Consider the following 15,485-nt stretch of genomic DNA (forward strand, 5'->3'; position numbering starts at 1 on the left):
CAGTCAGGAGCCACACGTGTCATCCATTCACTTGCGCCAGGGCGGGACGTCCCTTCTCTTGGGGCTCGACGGCGGCACCCCGGAAATCCTCCACTGGGGCGCCGACCTTGGCGGGCGCCTCCCGGATCCGGCATTGCTGCCCGACGCCGTTCCCCACTCCTCCTTCGACTCCCCCGTTGCACTGGGGCTGCTCCCGCAGGCGTCTTCCGGCTGGCTGGGGAGGCCCGGGTTGCGGGGACACAGCTTGGCAGCTGCCGCGGGAAGCGGGCACGGCAACGCGGGCGGGGGTGGGTTCTCGCCCCGCCTCCGCCTGGCCGGCGCGGACTCCGACACCGCCTCGGCCACCATCACCCAGGCCGACCCGGACCTCGGCCTGGAACTGACAACGTCGCTGCGCCTCCACCCGGGCGGCCTGTTGGAGGTCCGCCACACGCTGGCCAACATCTCACAAGCGCCGTTCGCGCTGGACGAACTGGGCATTGGCCTGCCGGTGGGACCGGCCGGCACCGAGGTGCTGGACCTGACTGGGCGGTGGTGCCGGGAGCGGCACCCGCAGCGCCATGCCGTCCAGCAGGGAACGTGGGTGCGCAGCGGCCGGCACGGCCGCACGGGCCACGATTCGTCCCTGTTGATGGCCGTGGGTTCGGCCGGCTTCGGCAACCGCCACGGGCAGGTCTGGGCCGGCCACTTTGCCTGGAGCGGGGACCATGAGCAGTTTGTGGATGCCACGGCGGACGGGCGCACCGTGCTGGGCGCGGCCGAGCTCCTGGGCAGCGGCGAGGTGGTGCTGGCCCCCGGCGAGAGCTACTCGACGCCCGCGTATTTTGCCGCTTACTCGGACCGCGGCCTTGACGGCATTTCCGAGGCGTTTTATGCCTGGTTCCGGGCCCGGCCGCACCACCCCGCCACGCCGCGGCCCGTGGTGCTGAACACCTGGGAGGCCGTCTACTTCGACCATGACCTGGGCGTGCTGACAGAGCTGGCGGAGTCGGCGTCGGAGCTGGGCGTGGAACGCTTTGTTCTCGACGACGGCTGGTTCCGCCACCGCCGCGACGACCACGCCGGCCTGGGCGACTGGTACGTTGACAGCGGCGTCTGGCCGGAGGGGCTGCACCCGCTGGTGGACGCCGTCACCTCGCGCGGGATGCAGTTCGGCTTGTGGGTGGAGCCGGAGATGGTCAACGTCGATTCCGACGTGGCCCGCGCCCACCCCGACTGGATTGCCGGCCCCGTCCCCAGGCACGACGCCGGGTCCCGGCTGCCGCTGGAATGGCGCCGCCAGCAGGTGCTGGACCTGGTCAATCCGGAGGCCTGGCAGTACGTTTTTGACCGGTTGGACGCATTGCTCACCGAATACCCCATCGACTACCTGAAGTGGGACCAAAACCGGGACCTGCCCGAGATGGGCCACCATGGCCGTCCCAGCGTCCACCGCCAGACACTCGCCGCCTATCGGCTCTTCGAGGCCCTCAAGGCCGCCCACCCCGGGCTGGAGATTGAAAGCTGCTCCTCCGGCGGGGCCCGCGTGGACCTGGGCATCCTGGAACGGACTGACAGGGTCTGGGCCTCGGACTGCAATGACGCGCTGGAACGTCAAACCATCCAGCGGTGGACGTCCATGGTGGTCCCGCCCGAGCTGGTGGGATCGCACATCGGGCCCACCACGGCACACACCACGGGACGCACCCACAGCCTCGCTTTCCGCGCCATCACGGCCCTGTTCGGGCACTTTGGCATGGAATGGGACATCCGCGAGGTGACCGGGGCGGACCGCGAGGAACTGCGGCAGGTGATCGGCCTGTACAAAAAGCACCGGGACCTCATCCACGGCGGCACCATGGTCCGCGCGGACGTCCCGGACCCTTCGCTCATGCTCCACGGGGTGGTGGCCGGGGACAGCACCCGGGCGCTGTTCGCGCTCGCGGCGGTGTCGACGTCGTTCTCGGAACGGCCCGGCCGGGTGGCGATTCCGGGGCTGCTGCCGGACACCAGCTACCGGGTGGAGGCGGTGTACCCGGGCGCAGGCGGACACCCTTTCCTGCAGGAGGCGGCACCGCCATGGATGTCCGGCGGTGTGGAGGCCACGGGCCGCTTTTTGGCCGCGGCCGGGCTGCCAATGCCCATCCTGAACCCGGAACAGGCCATCCTGCTGGAGGTCACGGCCCGCTGATGGGGCTCGGGGCCGGCTTGCGGGGCGCCGCGGCCGGCTTCGCCCTGGCCGCCAGCAGTCGTGCCGCCTGGGCCAGCAGTTCCCGGTCCGGCTGCGCCCGCACGGGCTCCGCCGTTTCGCTGCGGGGCACGCCGGCAGGCCCGACGGCGGAAGGCCCGACGGCGGCCAGCTCGGCCTGGATGCTGCGAGCAATCGTGTCGAAGAGGGCCGCGTCCTGAGGCGTGGCCAGCCTGCTCGTTTTCAGGCTGGTCAGCACCACCAGGCCGGGCAGGCGGCGATTTCCGGCCGGATCCAGTGCGGACTCAATGGCCCACTGCGCCCGGGCCCACCACTGGTCGCGGCGGCCGGCGTCGAGCGCCTGTCGGTAGGCCAGGTAGGCCACCACGGCCGTAACAAACACGCCCGTTGAGGAAATGACCGGCAGCCAGTCCCGGCCCCACGCTGCCAGGTTCCCCATCACGGCACCCACCTTGTGTCCATAGCCGCATCCTATCCCCGGGTGCCCCTTCCCGGTTCGACACGCGGGCGGGTGCGGCCCGGCTCGTGGTGCATTATTAACCCATGACTTCCACTCCTGACCCCACGGCCGGCCCCACAGGCGAAGGCCGCGGCGAACTCCTCATCCTCAACGGCCCCAACCTGAACCTGCTGGGCACCCGGGAACCAGCCATCTACGGCAGTGCCACCCTGGACGATGTGGCGCAGCTGGCCATCGAGGCCGCCAACGCCGCCGGCTTCAGCGCCGAGTGCATCCAGTCCAACCATGAGGGCGACCTCATTGACGCCATCCACGCCGCGCGCGGCACGGCGGCGGGCATCATCATCAACGCGGGGGCATACACCCACACCTCCGTGGCCATCCGGGACGCGCTGGCCGGCGTGGAGCTTCCCGCCGTGGAAGTCCACATCTCCAATGTGCACAAGCGCGAGGAATTCCGGCACCACTCCTACCTGTCGCCCGTGTGCGACGCCGTCATTGTGGGCGCGGGCATCCACGGCTACGTGCTGGCAGTGAGCTACCTGGACAAGGTGCTGCCGTAGGCGCCTGCGGCGGGCGGCTCCCGCTATTTGACGCTGCACACCCCGGAGGAAACGGGGCTGCTGAGCATGGACGCGGCCTTGATGACAGGGCCCACCTCATCCATCGTGAAGGCAAACCCCACCGGCTGAGACGTCGTGGACTTGGCAAACACCACGCCCACCACGCGCCCTGAGGAATCCAGCAGCGGTCCTCCGGAGTTGCCCGACTGGACGTTTCCGGCCAGCTGGTAGACATCCAGCACGGATTTTTGGGTGCCCGTGATGTCCGGGATCAGCAGCGGCCCGGACGTCATAACAGTCGCCGGGCGCACCTGCAGCGGGCCGCCCAGGGGGTAGCCGGCAAAGGCCGCGGCGGACTTGTCGGGCAGGTTCGCCGCCGTGGGCAGGGGCGGCACGTTCAGTCCGTCCACGGCCAGGATGGCCAGGTCCTTGACGGGGTCGAAGAACACCACGCGGGCGCGCAGCGCGCCCTGGGTTTGGGTTTGGACCATGGGCATGTCCACGCCGGAGACCACGTGGGCGTTCGTCAGGACCCTGTCGGGCGCCACGACAAACCCGCTGCCTGTCTGGTTCTGGCCGCACTGGAACGCCGTGCCGGAAATCTTCAGCACCGACTTGGCGGCATTGTTCCAGGCCGGTGTGTCCGTGCTGGAGTTCGGGGCGGCCACCTGCACGTTGGGACCGGCGGGGTTGAGGATTTGCGGGATGCCCTCCTGCAGCACCAGGGAGCGCAGCTGCGCGGCGGCGGACTTGACGGGGTCCGGCGTCCACGCGTCAATCTTGGAGATCACCACGGAACTGCTGAGCTGCTTGGTGACCGCTGGGATGCCCAGGTTGTTCACGCCAAAGGCCAGCAGCGAGATCACGGCGGCACCAACCAGGACGTTGAGGGCGCCGCCCAGGAGGCGGTTCACGGTGCGCACAGGGCCGGACTTGACCCGCCGGCCAATGGCCCGGCCAATCCGAATTCCCACGGCGTGGCCCACGCCAATCAGGATCACTGTCACGCCGATGACCGCGGCGGTTCGCCAGCCGGGCCCGGGTGCGTACTGGTTGGCGAAGGGCGCGGCGAAGAACGCGGCCGCGGCACCGGCCAGGAAGCCCACCAGCCCGCCCAGGCTCACCAGCAGGCCGGCACTGAGCCCGTAGATGAGCTGCCAGAGCAGCCACAGGACCAACACGGCATCGAGCCAGGACAATCCGAACATGTAACCCTTCCGCCATTCACAAGCACCCCGGACCGCAATTGGGTCCGAGAACCACATAGTACCGGTCGAAACCGTGCGTTCGGCTGGCCGGAATCCGGTAAAATCCCCACTCGGGACGCCGCGGATGCCAAATTGGTCACAAAACGCGCAAAGTTCTGAAAGAATCAGTAACAGGTCACTACTGATGAGATACACACTTTAAGGAGTTTTCATGGACATCGACGTACTGCGCCGGGCACCACTCTTCACCACCCTCGACGACGAGGCCTTCCGCCTGCTGACAGACGAGCTGGCTGAAGTGGACCTATCCCGCGGCGCATCGGTGTTCCGTGAAGGCGACCAGGGCGACCAGCTCTATTTCATTGTCTCCGGCAAGGTGAAGCTGGGACGCACCTCCCCCGACGGCCGCGAATCACTTGTCGCCATCCTGGGCCCGGGCGAGCTGTTCGGCGAAATGGCGCTCTTTGACCCGGCACCCCGCAGCACCACCGCCACCGCGGTCTCCGAAACCCGCCTGGCCGGGTTGAAGAACGAATCCCTCAACGCCCTGCTGCGCAACCGCCCCGAGGTGTCCATGCAGCTGCTGCAGGCCCTGGCCCGCCGCCTGCGCCGCACCAACGACAACCTGTCCGACCTGGTCTTCTCCGACGTCCCCGGCCGCGTGGCCAAGGCCATCCTGGACCTGGCCGACCGCTTTGGCCGCCCCGCCACCGACGGCATCCTGGTGGCCCACGAGCTCACGCAGGAAGAACTGGCCCAGCTGGTGGGCGCTTCCCGCGAGACCGTCAACAAGGCCCTGGCCGAATTTGTCCAGCGCGGCTGGCTGCGCCTGGAGGCCCGCGCCGTGGTCATCCTGGACGTCAACCGCCTGCGCCAGCGCTCCCGCTAATCCCGGCCCCTCCCTCCCGACGCTCGGTTGCAACCGGGGCACTTTTCGCCAACGCTCGGTTGCAACCGGGGCACTTATCGCCAACGCTCCCGCGACGTGGCAGGGAGCGTCCCCTCAAACACCGCGAAAGGTGAGGGAGGATCGGTAGGGGGTTACCGCTCGCGGCAGGCTGCTCCCTCGGAAGCGGGGGTGGCCTGCACTTCGAGCTGGAACGAGCCGTCGCCGCCGGCCACCAATTTCGGCTTGTATTCGTTGATGGGCCGCTTGTGATTGAGGTAGGCAATGCAGCCGCGGGCGGCGCCGAGCTTCTCCAGGATGATTTCAACCCCGGGCACCACCAGCTCGGCAAGCGGCAGCCCCACCGTGGTGTCCTGCCCGATCTCATCCCCGAGGGCGGTGGTGAGGCGCTCCTCCACGACAGTGGCCGCGCAGGCCCACCGGCCCCAGACTCCCTTGCTGCTGAGCAGCTGCGGTTCCTGGTTCACAGGGCGGGCTGCGGCAAAGTAGTGGGTGTCGAAACGGCGGTGGGCGAAGTCCGGGCTCATCCAGTGGCTCAAGGGCTTGAGCAGGTCGGTGCGCAGGGCCAGCCCTCGGCGTTCCAGCAGGGCCGCAAAGGTGGTGTCCTGGGAGGCAATAGCCTCGCGGGCCTTCATCCACTCGGGCCCGGAAATGTCCTCCACCAGGGAGGAGGCGTCCGGCCCGGCCAGCAGCATGCCGGTTTCCTCAAACGTTTCGCGGATGGCAGCCACCACGTGCCGTTTGGCCACCTCCACACTGGGGGTCCCCAGGCTCTTGGCCCACTGGGCAGGTGAGGGGCCCACCCAGTCGGTGACGTCGTCGTCCGCGGCTTCCACTGTGCCGCCGGGGAAGGCAACCAGGCCCAGCGGCGATCCGCCCGGCCGGTACGTCAGGAAGGTCTGCAATCCGGTGGGGCTGTCCTTCAACAGCACCACCGAGGAAGCGAGGCGCGGCTTGCTGGGTGCGCGGTCGCCAAAGTCGACCCACGCCTGGGCGGCCTCGGCCTGGCTGGCATCCAACGGAAAGATTCGCTTTTTGCCAGCCGGGCGCGGGGCCTGGGTGCTACTGGAATTGGGCAATCAACTCAACCTCGACGGGCGAGTCCAGGGGGAGCACGGCAACCCCGACGGCGGAGCGTGCGTGGACGCCTGCGTCACCGAATACCTCGCCCAGGAGTTCGGAGGCGCCATTGATGACGCCAGGCTGGCCGGTGAAGCCGGGATCGGAGGCGACGAAGCCCACCACCTTGACAATGCGGACCACCCGGTCCAGGTCGCCCAGGACGCTCTTGAGCGCCGCAATGGCATTGATTGCGGAGGTTGCGGCGTACTTTTTTGCGTCATCAGCGGAAACTTCAGCGCCGACTTTCCCGGTGGCCGCGAGACTTCCATCAACAAAAGGCAGCTGTCCGGAGGTGTAGACATGGTTGCCCGAGATCACCGCGGGGACGTACGCGGCCACGGGTGCGGCCACCGCCGGCAGCGCCAGGCCAAGCTCTGCGAGGCGGGCCTCAATGCGTCCGGATCCTTGATTCTGTGCGGATTCCATGGTTATGCCTTCTCCCGCTTCAGGTACGCAACAAGGCCGTTTCCATCAGGTCCGGCGATGACCTGGACCAGCTCCCAGCCGTCCTCGCCCCACTGGTCAAGGATCTGCTTCGTGGCGTGAATTATGAGCGGAATCGTAGCGTACTCCCATTTAGTCATGCTTCAAAGCGTAGCCCCTGCCGGTAAACTGGAAAAATGGCAGCAAAAAAACACCCCATTTTCGATACCGCCACCACCCTCGGAAAATTAATGCTCTTCCTTGGCGTGAGCTCTATTTGTGGTGTCCTCATCGCCGGACTCATGGTTCCCGCGGTGGCCCTGACCGGCAACACAGCTACCTCCTCCATCAACTTCTTTGACCAGCTTCCCGACGACATGACGGTGGGCGTGCCCGCACAGTCGTCGGTGGTGCTGGCCTCGGACGGTTCCGTCCTGGCCAAGTTCTATGACCAAAACCGCACCGAAGTGAAGCTTGCCGCGATCTCGCCGTTCATGAAGAACGCCATCATCGCCGTCGAAGACTCCCGCTACTACGAGCACGGCGGCATTGACACCAAGGGTCTGCTGCGTGCCGTCTCCGCCATGGCCCAGGGCGGTGACCGCCAGGGTGCTTCCACCATCACGCAGCAGTACGTGAATAACGTCATCATCCAGACGTATGCGGCCAATGGTGAAAAGGACAAGATCAAGCTCGGTGCCGCCAAGACCACCGGCGACAAGGTCCGCGAGATCAAGCTGGCCATCGCCATGGAGAAGAAATACTCCAAGGACGACATCCTCCAGGGCTACCTGAATTGGGTGTACTTTGCCAACAACAACTACGGCATCGAGTCCGCTGCCTCCTACTACTTTGGCGTCCACGCCAAGGACCTGACACTGCCCCAGGCCGCCACGCTGGCCGGCGTAGTGAACAGCCCCACCTACTACGATCCGGTCGCCAACCCGGACCACGCGGTTTCCCGCCGCAACATGGTACTGGACCGCATGCTGGACCAAAAGAAGATTGACAAAAAGCAGCACGACGCCGCCGTCAAGGCCAAGATCGACCTGAAGATCACACCGAACCAGGCTGGCTGCGCCACTGCCGTCCGCGGCGAGTACTTCTGCCAGTACGTCACCAACCTCATTCTCAATGATCCTGTTTACGGCAAGACCAAGGCGGACCGCGAAAAGCTGCTGGCCCAGGGCGGCCTGACCATCAAGACCACGCTGGATCCGAAGCTGCAGGATGCGGCCCAGGCCCAGTTTGCCAACTTCACGCCCATGAACAACAACCCGGACAAAGTGGGCCAGGCACTCGTCACGGTCCAGCCCCTCACCGGCAAAATCCTGGCCATGGCACAAAACACCAAGATCAACGCCCCCAAGGGCCAGTGGAGCAGTGACTACAACTTCGCCGTCGACCGGGTTGACACCAAGGGCCAGTCCTTGGGCGGGGCCGGAGGCTTCGATGTGGGTTCAACCATCAAGCCCTTCACCTTCGCCGAGTGGCTCAACGACGGCCATAAGATCAACGAAATGGTCGACGCCTCGGTGCGCAAGTACCCGGTGGGATACCCCTGGGTCAACACCTGCGGCACCTCCAAGGGCATCTACGACAGCAACTACCCTGGCTCCACGGACCTGCAAAACGCGGAAGAGGGCTGGTACAGGCGGTTGACCGCACGGGAGGGCCTGTACAACTCCCTCAACACGGCCACCATGTATACGGCCTCAAAGCTTGACCTGTGCAACATCCAAAAGATGATGACGGCGGCCGGCATCCACCTCGGGGAGAACCCGAACAAACCCTACGACCTCTCCAACACCAGCAGCCTGCTGGGCAGCGGCGAGGTGGCCCCCTTGACCATGGCTTCGGCATTTGCCACCTTCGCTTCCGGTGGCGTGCACTGCGACCCCATTGCCCTGGTGTCCATCACGAACGCCAAGGGTGACAAATTCCCCGTCCCCAGCGCCAATTGCAAGCAAACCATCAAGCCGGAGGTTGCCGCCGGCGTGGTGTCGGTGCTGCAGGAGGTGCTGGTGCGTGGTTCCGGTTACCAGATCCCCCTGAACTTCCCGGCAGGCGCCAAGACAGGTACCACCAACGACTCCCAGCAGACGTGGACCACCGGTTTCACGAAGGGCCTCGTCACGTCGTCCTGGCTCGGCAGCCCGGAAAACAAAAACCGGGGCAACAATGACAAGTTGATCGCCGGCACCCGGATCCCCTACGTGGATGGCGCCACCTACGCCGGCAAGGCGTGGCAGGGATACATGAACGCCGTGGCGGGCAGCTTCGACACAGGCGCGTTCCCTGCGCCGCCAGCCAGCATGGTGAACCCCATTGTGGTGGCACCGCCAACGCCAGTGACCCCGGCGCCCAATACGGGCAACGACAAGGGCAACAACACCAAGCCGCCGGCACCCACACCCAAGAAGAAGGACTAGCCTGAATGTCCCCGACACCACGCCCCCGCCTCGCCGCCCTGGGCAGGACGGCGGGCTTGGTGGCGGCCACCGGCACTGCATGTGTGGCCTACGGGACCTTTATTGAGCGCAACTGGTTCACCATCCGCCACGAAACCCTGGCCATCCTGCCGGCCGGCGCCGCACCGTTCACCGTGCTGCACCTCTCCGACATCCATTTTTCCCCCGGCCAGCGGAAAAAGACGGAGTGGCTGCACAGCCTGGCCGGGCTCCAGCCCGACCTGGTGGTAAACACAGGCGACAACCTCAGCCACCCCAAAGCCGTGGCACCCCTGCTCGAGGCGCTGGGTCCCCTGATGGACTTTCCCGGCGTGTTCGTCCCGGGGTCCAATGACTACTTCGCGCCCCGGCTGAAGAACCCCCTGGGCTACTTTTCCGGACCCTCCAAGGTTCCGGGGCCGGACAAGAAGCCCCCGCACGCCCTCGACACGGAGGCCCTGCATGCCGGCTTCGGGCTGGGCGGCTGGGTAAACCTGACCAACCGAGCCCAGTCCATCCCGCTCAAGGGCATCCGCTTTGACTTCAGCGGCGTGGACGACCCCCACCTGAAGCGGGAACGCTACGCCGGCTGGCCGCGCGGCTCCGCCAACCAGCACAAGGCGCCCCACGTCAAAATAGCCCTGGCCCATGCCCCCTACCAGCGCGTGCTGGACCATTTCACCGATGACGGGGCGGACCTGATCCTGGCCGGCCACACCCACGGCGGCCAGGTCTGCCTGCCCGGCTACGGCGCCCTGGTCAGCAACTGCGACCTCCCCACCTGGCGCGCCAAGGGCCTGAACGACTGGGACTTCAAGGGAAGCACGACGCCGGTAAACGTCTCAGGCGGCATCGGCACCGCCCGCACGGCCCCCTTCCGCTTCGCCTGCCGGCCGGAAGCCGTTGTCCTGACCCTGACGGCGAAGGCCGGGGCATAGCCCGCCGCATTGCAATTAGTTTGTCCTGACAATAGGATGATGGACGACGGTAGTTGAGGCTGCATCCAGCACGCCCGCTGTTTTCGTGGCATTGCCCAAGGAGTACGTCATGGCCAACTCGCTCAACCTCAGCATCGACCGTTCCTCACCCATCCCCCTGTACCACCAGGTGGTCCAGGGCATCGAGAACCTCATCCACGACGGCACCCTTGTTCCCGGCAGCAAGCTGGAAAACGAGATCGACCTGGCCGCGGCCCTCAACCTGTCCCGCCCCACCATGCGCAAGGCCATGGATGAGCTGGTCCGGGCGGGCCTGCTGGTCCGCAAGCGCGGCGTGGGCACCCAGGTGGTGGCCAGCCAGGTGCGCCGCCCGCTGGAACTCTCCAGCCTCTTTGACGACCTCAGCGCCCGGGGCAGCAAGCCCACCACGGATGTCCTGACGTTTTCCCACATCGATGCCGACGCTGTCATCTGCGAGAAGCTGGCACTGCCGGCAGGCGCCAAGGTGTACCACTTCACCCGCCTGCGCAAGGTGGACGGCAAGCCGCTGGCGCTCATGGAAAACTGGGTGCGCGACGACGTCACCGCCATTGAGGAGACGTCCCTGGCGGACCAGGGCCTCTACGCCATCCTGCGCAACGCCGGAGTGAACTTCCGCCTGGCCCAGCAGCGCATCGGGGCGATGGTGGCCAACAGCTACCAGGCGCCACTGCTCGACACCGTGCCCGGCTCCGCCCTCGTCACCATGGAACGCACCGCCGTCGACGACACCGGCCGCATGGTGGAAACCGGCCGCCACGTCTACCGGGCCGACCAGTACAGCTTTGAAATGACCCTGGTGCAGCGCTGAGCGCCGCCACCCGACAACGAAGGAAACTCATGACCGACTGGGTATATCCGCTGGGCTCGGCCCGCGACGGGAGCTGGGACGTATCCCTGGGAACCTCCGATTCCGCTACCACCGTGAGCGGCTGGGCGCACACCGGACTGAAGGTGGCCACCCTGGCCCCGGGTGCCGCCGTCGTGCTTCCCGCGGCTGGTGAGGAGCGGATTGTGGTGCCGCTCAGCGGCGCGTTCACCGTCACAGTGGACGGCACTGCCCATGAGCTGGCCGGCCGCCCCAACGTTTTCAGCGGGCCCACGGACGTGCTGTACACCGGCATCGGGAAGGCCGTCACCATCAGCTCGGCCGGCGGCGGGCGCGTGGCCGTCGCCACGGCGCCCGCCCGCCAGGAGTATCCAACCCGGCTGGTGCAGGCCGCGGAAATTCCGGTGGAGCTGCGCGGCGCGGGCACCTGCTCGCGCCAGGTCCACAACTTCGGCACGCCCGCAGCCCTGGAGGCAGACAGGTTCATCGTCTGCGAGGTCATCACCCCCGCCGGCAACTGGTCCTCCTACCCGCCCCACAAGCATGACGTGGAACAGGACGGCGAGACGGCGTTGGAGGAAATCTATTACTTCGAGACCCAGGTTGCCGCCGGCTCCCCCGCCCCGGACGACGCCGACGCCATCGGCTACCAGCGCGTGTACGCCTCTGACGAGCGGCCCATCGACGTCCAGGCCGAGGTCCGCACGGGCGACACCATCCTGGTCCCCTACGGCTGGCACGGCCCCGCGATGGCCGCGCCCGGCTACGACCTGTACTACCTCAACGTCATGGCCGGCCCCGGACCGGTGCGCGAGTGGCTCATCAGCGACGACCCCCACCACGGCTGGGTCCGCCAGACCTGGGATGCGGCCGCCATCGACCCCAGGCTCCCCTTCACCCGCTAATCCCGGCCCTGCCCCGCCGAGGTTGGAGATAACCACCGGATTCACCGCCGAGGTTGGAGATAACCACCGATTCGATCGGTGGTTATCTCCAACCTCGACCTTTGGGGAGGTGGTTATCTCCAACTTCGGCCTACGGGGCCACGCGAACGGGTGCCCCGGTGAGCAGGGATTCCTGGGCGGCGTCTGCCACCTTGGAGGCGGCCACGGCGTCCTCGGGCGTGCACGGGTTGGGGCGCAGGCCCTGGATGAGTTCCACGAAGGCCGCCAGCTCGGAGACATAGGCCGCCTCGAAGCGCTCCGCGAAGGTTTGGTGCGCCGTGCCGGAGGGGAAGGTGATGCCAGCTTCGGCGGAACGGAGCGCCGCCTGTTCGTCCAGGCCCACCATGACGGAGCCCTTGGAGCCCTGGATTTCCAGCCGGACGTCGTGCCCTGCGCCGTTGTAGCGGGTGGCGGAAACGGTGCCCACGGTGCCGTCGTCGAAGGTGATGACGGCCAGCGCCGTGTCCACGTCGCCCACTTCGCCGATGGCGGGGTCGCCGTTGTTGGAACCCTTGGAGTAGACCTCCGTGATTTCGCGGCCCGTGATCCAGCGCAGCACGTCAAAATCGTGGACTGAGCAGTCGCGGAACAGCCCGCCGGAAGTGGCCAGGAACTCCACCGGCGGCGGGGTCATGTCGCCCGTAATGGCGCGGAGGGAGTGGATCCAGCCCAGCTCGCCGGCGTCGTACGCCCGCTTGGCCTCCTGGTAGCCGGCGTCGAAGCGGCGCTGGTGGCCGATCTGCACGGTGCCGCCGTGCTCGCGGATGTAGTCGAGGACGGGCAGTGATTCGGCCACGTTGACGCCGACGGGCTTTTCGCAGAACACCGGGATGCCCGCGTCCACGCCGGCCTTGATGAGTTCGGGGTGGGTGGCCGTGCCGGTGGCGATCAGCAGTCCGTCAATGCCCGCGGCCAGCAGCTCCGGCACGGACGGCACAAATTCGGCGCCCAGGCCGTCCGCCACCGAACGGGCATGGTCGGCCGCAACGTCTGTGAGCTTCAGCTCGACGCGCACATCCGGCGAGAGCAGTACGTTGACGGCGGCGATGTTGTTGGCGTGCATGACGCCGATGCGGCCCACTCCGACCAGGCCCAGGGTGATGGTTTTCATGCGCTTTCCTTGCTCTTGAAGTAATGTTCCAGCTCTTCCAGGGACTTGCCGCGGGTTTCCGGGACCACCCTCTTGACCCAGATGATGGCGCCGATTTGCAGCACCACAAAAATGAGGAAGGTGGCGGAGACCCCGATCCCGGCCACAAGCTGCGGGAAAAAGAAGCCGATCAAAAAGTTCACAATCCACAGCACAAACACGCAGATGCCCATGCCCACCCCGCGCACGTGCAGGGGGAAAATCTCCGCCATGGTCAGCCAGGTGACGCAGCCGATGAAGCCCTGCATGAACGCCAGGAACACCACCATGCACAGGAGCACCAGGTAGCCGCGGAGCAGGCTCTCGGGCACCGCCAGGGACACGATGGACAGGGCCAGCAGGGACGACGCCGTGCCGCTGAGCCCCATGATGAGCATGAACTTTCGCGGCAGCCGCGACATGAAGTACATGCCGGCCACGACGGCGGCCACGGAGACCACCCCGTTGAGGACGTTGGCGATCAGCGCACCCCGGTCCCCAAAGCCGGAGGAGGAGAGGATGGTGGTGCCGTAATACATGATGGCGTTGATGCCGCTGATCTGGTTGATGACGGCCATGCCCAGCCCGACGACGAAAATCCGGCGGATCCACGGCACGGCCAGGTCCCTCACGGTGCCCAGCTTGGCCTGGTAGTCCTCCCGGGCAGCCTCGCGGACCTCGTCGAATTCCCCCTTCACGTCCTCGGGGGCACGCCCCTTCCGGAGCACGTCCAGGACTTCCTCGAAGCGGCCGCCGGCGGCCAGCCAGCGCGGACTTTCCGGCAGCACCAGCATGCCAAACCACAGGACGACGGCGGGCAGCGTGGCTATGACCAGCATGTAGCGCCAAATGTGGCTGGCATCCGGGAACAGGTTGCCGAGCAGGGCGTTGAAGGTGAAGGCCAGGAACTGCCCCGTCACGATCATGAGCTCGTTTTGCGTCACGATCCGCCCGCGCTGGGCGGCCGGGGACATCTCGGCCAGGTATACGGGCACAATCACCGAGGCACCGCCGACGGCGAGCCCCAGGACGGTGCGCGAGAGGACCAGCAGCGCCGTGGTTGGGGAAAGCGAACAGCCGATGGTGGCCAGGGCGAAGATGACGGCCAGGCCCATGATGGTCTTGCGCCGGCCAAAGCGGTCCGAAAGCCGGCCCGCCATGATGGCGCCAAAGGCGGCGCCCAGCAGCAGGGTGGAGGTGACCAAGCCCTCGGTCAGCGGAGTCAGTCCGAGGTCGCGCTGCATGAACGGGAGGGCGCCGTTGATCACGCCGGTGTCGTAGCCAAACAGCAGGCCGCCAAAGGTGGAGAACAGCGCCACCTTCCGCATGAACTTCCGGGGCGGGGAATTCCGCCCGGCAGCCGCGGGAGAAACGGCCCGGCCGGTGGCAAGTCCCGTCACGAAGTCTTCTTTTCGCCGGCCTGCGCCACAAATCTGTTCATGGCCTCCAGCTGGTAGCGCGAGACGTTTTCGGCGTCGTCGTCCTCGGCAAACACGCTGGAAACCATCACGGTGTCCTCCCGGTCCAGGAAGCCGATTTCCGCCAGGCCCCCGAAGAACTGCTCCCAGTTGACGTCGCCGTCGCCGATCTTCAGGTGCTGGTGGACCCGGACGGGGTTGCCGGGCGGGTTGGTGATGTAGCGCAGCCCGTGGGAGGCGTGGTGGTCCATGGTGTCGGCCACGTGCACCAGGCGCAGCTTGTCCCCGGCCGCACGCATGATCGCCAGCGGGTCGTCCGCCATGTGGAAGCTGTGGGAGGCCACGTACACCAGGCCCACATTGGGCGAGTTGACGCCGCGGATCATGCGGATGGCCGCCAGCCCCTCCTCGACAAAGTCGTCCGGGTGCGGGTCAATGAGCAGGTCGATCCCTTCCCGCTCAATGAGGGGCAGCAGTTCCTCCATGGAGCGGTAGAAGGCCCTCTCGGACTCCTCGGCCTTCTCCGGCCGGCCGCTGAACTCGGTGTTCATGGTCCTCACGCCCAGGTCCACGGCGATCTGGATGGCGCGCTTCCAGTAACGGACGGCGGCCTCCCGGGCGTCCTCGTCCGGACCGGACCAGCGCAGCACGGGCAGCACCGAGGCAATCTCGATCCCTGCATCCGCCACGGCCTTCTTCAGGGCGGCGACCAGGGCGTCGTCGGCCTTGGGGTGGTTGTAGAACGGGATGAAGTCCGGGTGCGGGGTCAGCTGCATGTACTTGTACCCGAGGTCCGCGACTACCCGGGGGAACTCAAGCAGGCCGTGGCTGTGGTGGAAAGGCGTGGGGTCCAGGGCGATTTTCATG

The 15,485-nt window shown here is 66.8% G+C and carries 15 protein-coding genes; 7 read left to right on the forward strand and 8 right to left on the reverse strand.

The window, feature by feature from the left end; translation table 11 throughout:
• Window positions 1-16: 16 nt before the first annotated feature.
• Window positions 17-2,170 carry an alpha-galactosidase gene (locus tag LPN03_RS00995; RefSeq protein ID WP_262452630.1) on the forward strand — a complete coding sequence of 718 codons (2,154 nt, stop codon included), beginning with the start codon at window positions 17-19 and terminating at the stop codon, window positions 2,168-2,170.
• On the opposite strand, the gene LPN03_RS01000 is transcribed toward LPN03_RS00995, so the two are convergent.
• Entirely contained in the window at window positions 2,157-2,630 is a 474-nt protein-coding gene (locus LPN03_RS01000; RefSeq protein ID WP_262452631.1) for a hypothetical protein, read from the reverse strand. The genes LPN03_RS00995 and LPN03_RS01000 overlap by 14 nt on opposite strands.
• A 101-nt stretch (window positions 2,631-2,731) precedes the next feature.
• Here LPN03_RS01000 and aroQ point away from each other — a divergent pair, with 101 nt between their 5' ends.
• The gene (gene aroQ / locus LPN03_RS01005) at window positions 2,732-3,211 is read left to right on the forward strand and encodes a type II 3-dehydroquinate dehydratase (protein WP_262452632.1); all 480 of its coding nucleotides are present in this window, start codon (window positions 2,732-2,734) and stop codon (window positions 3,209-3,211) included.
• A gap of 23 nt (window positions 3,212-3,234) precedes the next feature.
• On the opposite strand, the gene LPN03_RS01010 is transcribed toward aroQ, so the two are convergent.
• A complete protein-coding gene (locus LPN03_RS01010) occupies window positions 3,235-4,419 on the reverse strand; it encodes a MarP family serine protease (RefSeq protein ID WP_262452633.1) in 1,185 nt (394 codons plus the stop codon).
• 211 nt (window positions 4,420-4,630) lie between these two features.
• Here LPN03_RS01010 and LPN03_RS01015 point away from each other — a divergent pair, with 211 nt between their 5' ends.
• Complete coding sequence (locus LPN03_RS01015; protein ID WP_165182995.1) at window positions 4,631-5,308, forward strand: Crp/Fnr family transcriptional regulator; 678 nt, start codon at window positions 4,631-4,633, stop codon at window positions 5,306-5,308.
• Between the two features lie 152 nt (window positions 5,309-5,460).
• Here LPN03_RS01015 and LPN03_RS01020 read toward each other — a convergent pair whose 3' ends face one another.
• Genes LPN03_RS01020 through LPN03_RS01030 form a run of 3 tightly spaced genes read right to left on the reverse strand, consistent with a single transcriptional unit; the run spans window position 5,461 to window position 7,032 of the window.
• On the reverse strand, window positions 5,461-6,405 hold the full coding sequence (locus tag LPN03_RS01020) for an NUDIX hydrolase (RefSeq protein WP_370875218.1): 945 nt from the start codon (window positions 6,403-6,405) through the stop codon (window positions 5,461-5,463).
• Window positions 6,389-6,874, reverse strand: a complete 486-nt coding sequence (locus tag LPN03_RS01025) for a RidA family protein (RefSeq protein ID WP_262452635.1) — start codon at window positions 6,872-6,874, stop codon at window positions 6,389-6,391. The genes LPN03_RS01020 and LPN03_RS01025 overlap by 17 nt, the downstream gene beginning before the upstream one ends.
• A gap of 2 nt (window positions 6,875-6,876) precedes the next feature.
• Window positions 6,877-7,032 (reverse strand): DUF4177 domain-containing protein, encoded by a 156-nt coding sequence (locus LPN03_RS01030; RefSeq protein ID WP_165182997.1) that lies wholly within the window; start codon window positions 7,030-7,032, stop codon window positions 6,877-6,879.
• Between the two features lie 36 nt (window positions 7,033-7,068).
• Here LPN03_RS01030 and LPN03_RS01035 point away from each other — a divergent pair, with 36 nt between their 5' ends.
• The 4 genes from LPN03_RS01035 (at window position 7,069) to iolB (ending at window position 12,032) form a co-directional block, all read left to right on the forward strand.
• Window positions 7,069-9,303 carry a transglycosylase domain-containing protein gene (locus tag LPN03_RS01035; RefSeq protein ID WP_165182998.1) on the forward strand — a complete coding sequence of 745 codons (2,235 nt, stop codon included), beginning with the start codon at window positions 7,069-7,071 and terminating at the stop codon, window positions 9,301-9,303.
• 5 nt (window positions 9,304-9,308) lie between these two features.
• Complete coding sequence (locus LPN03_RS01040; RefSeq protein WP_165182999.1) at window positions 9,309-10,259, forward strand: metallophosphoesterase; 951 nt, start codon at window positions 9,309-9,311, stop codon at window positions 10,257-10,259.
• Window positions 10,260-10,368: 109 nt separating this feature from the next.
• Window positions 10,369-11,109, forward strand: coding sequence for a GntR family transcriptional regulator (locus tag LPN03_RS01045; protein ID WP_165183000.1), 741 nt, complete (start codon window positions 10,369-10,371; stop codon window positions 11,107-11,109).
• Window positions 11,110-11,138: 29 nt separating this feature from the next.
• Complete coding sequence (gene iolB, locus LPN03_RS01050; protein ID WP_262452638.1) at window positions 11,139-12,032, forward strand: 5-deoxy-glucuronate isomerase; 894 nt, start codon at window positions 11,139-11,141, stop codon at window positions 12,030-12,032.
• 130 nt (window positions 12,033-12,162) lie between these two features.
• Here iolB and LPN03_RS01055 read toward each other — a convergent pair whose 3' ends face one another.
• The 3 genes from LPN03_RS01055 to LPN03_RS01065 form a co-directional block, all read right to left on the reverse strand.
• Window positions 12,163-13,182, reverse strand: coding sequence for a Gfo/Idh/MocA family oxidoreductase (locus tag LPN03_RS01055; protein WP_262452640.1), 1,020 nt, complete (start codon window positions 13,180-13,182; stop codon window positions 12,163-12,165).
• Window positions 13,179-14,528 carry a sugar porter family MFS transporter gene (locus LPN03_RS01060; RefSeq protein WP_262452669.1) on the reverse strand — a complete coding sequence of 450 codons (1,350 nt, stop codon included), beginning with the start codon at window positions 14,526-14,528 and terminating at the stop codon, window positions 13,179-13,181. The genes LPN03_RS01055 and LPN03_RS01060 overlap by 4 nt, the downstream gene beginning before the upstream one ends.
• Window positions 14,529-14,596: 68 nt before the next feature.
• On the reverse strand, window positions 14,597-15,484 hold the full coding sequence (locus LPN03_RS01065) for a sugar phosphate isomerase/epimerase family protein (RefSeq protein ID WP_262452641.1): 888 nt from the start codon (window positions 15,482-15,484) through the stop codon (window positions 14,597-14,599).
• Window position 15,485: the final 1 nt, after the last annotated feature.

Source organism: Arthrobacter sp. A2-55, assembly GCF_025548615.1.
Taxonomy (GTDB): Bacteria; Actinomycetota; Actinomycetes; order Actinomycetales; family Micrococcaceae; genus Specibacter; species Specibacter silviterrae.

What these genes read in the sequence shown, in the direction of transcription:
- aroQ (WP_262452632.1), top strand. Translation starts at nt 2,732, where the DNA reads ATGACTTCCACTCCTGACCCCACGGCCGGCCCCACAGGCGAAGGCCGC.
- LPN03_RS01010 (WP_262452633.1), bottom strand. Translation starts at nt 4,419, where the DNA reads ATGTTCGGATTGTCCTGGCTCGATGCCGTGTTGGTCCTGTGGCTGCTC.
- LPN03_RS01015 (WP_165182995.1), top strand. Translation starts at nt 4,631, where the DNA reads ATGGACATCGACGTACTGCGCCGGGCACCACTCTTCACCACCCTCGAC.
- LPN03_RS01025 (WP_262452635.1), bottom strand. Translation starts at nt 6,874, where the DNA reads ATGGAATCCGCACAGAATCAAGGATCCGGACGCATTGAGGCCCGCCTC.
- LPN03_RS01030 (WP_165182997.1), bottom strand. Translation starts at nt 7,032, where the DNA reads ATGACTAAATGGGAGTACGCTACGATTCCGCTCATAATTCACGCCACG.
- LPN03_RS01035 (WP_165182998.1), top strand. Translation starts at nt 7,069, where the DNA reads ATGGCAGCAAAAAAACACCCCATTTTCGATACCGCCACCACCCTCGGA.
- LPN03_RS01040 (WP_165182999.1), top strand. Translation starts at nt 9,309, where the DNA reads ATGTCCCCGACACCACGCCCCCGCCTCGCCGCCCTGGGCAGGACGGCG.
- LPN03_RS01045 (WP_165183000.1), top strand. Translation starts at nt 10,369, where the DNA reads ATGGCCAACTCGCTCAACCTCAGCATCGACCGTTCCTCACCCATCCCC.
- iolB (WP_262452638.1), top strand. Translation starts at nt 11,139, where the DNA reads ATGACCGACTGGGTATATCCGCTGGGCTCGGCCCGCGACGGGAGCTGG.
- LPN03_RS01055 (WP_262452640.1), bottom strand. Translation starts at nt 13,182, where the DNA reads ATGAAAACCATCACCCTGGGCCTGGTCGGAGTGGGCCGCATCGGCGTC.
- LPN03_RS01060 (WP_262452669.1), bottom strand. Translation starts at nt 14,528, where the DNA reads ATGCGGAAGGTGGCGCTGTTCTCCACCTTTGGCGGCCTGCTGTTTGGC.
- LPN03_RS01065 (WP_262452641.1), bottom strand. Translation starts at nt 15,484, where the DNA reads ATGAAAATCGCCCTGGACCCCACGCCTTTCCACCACAGCCACGGCCTG.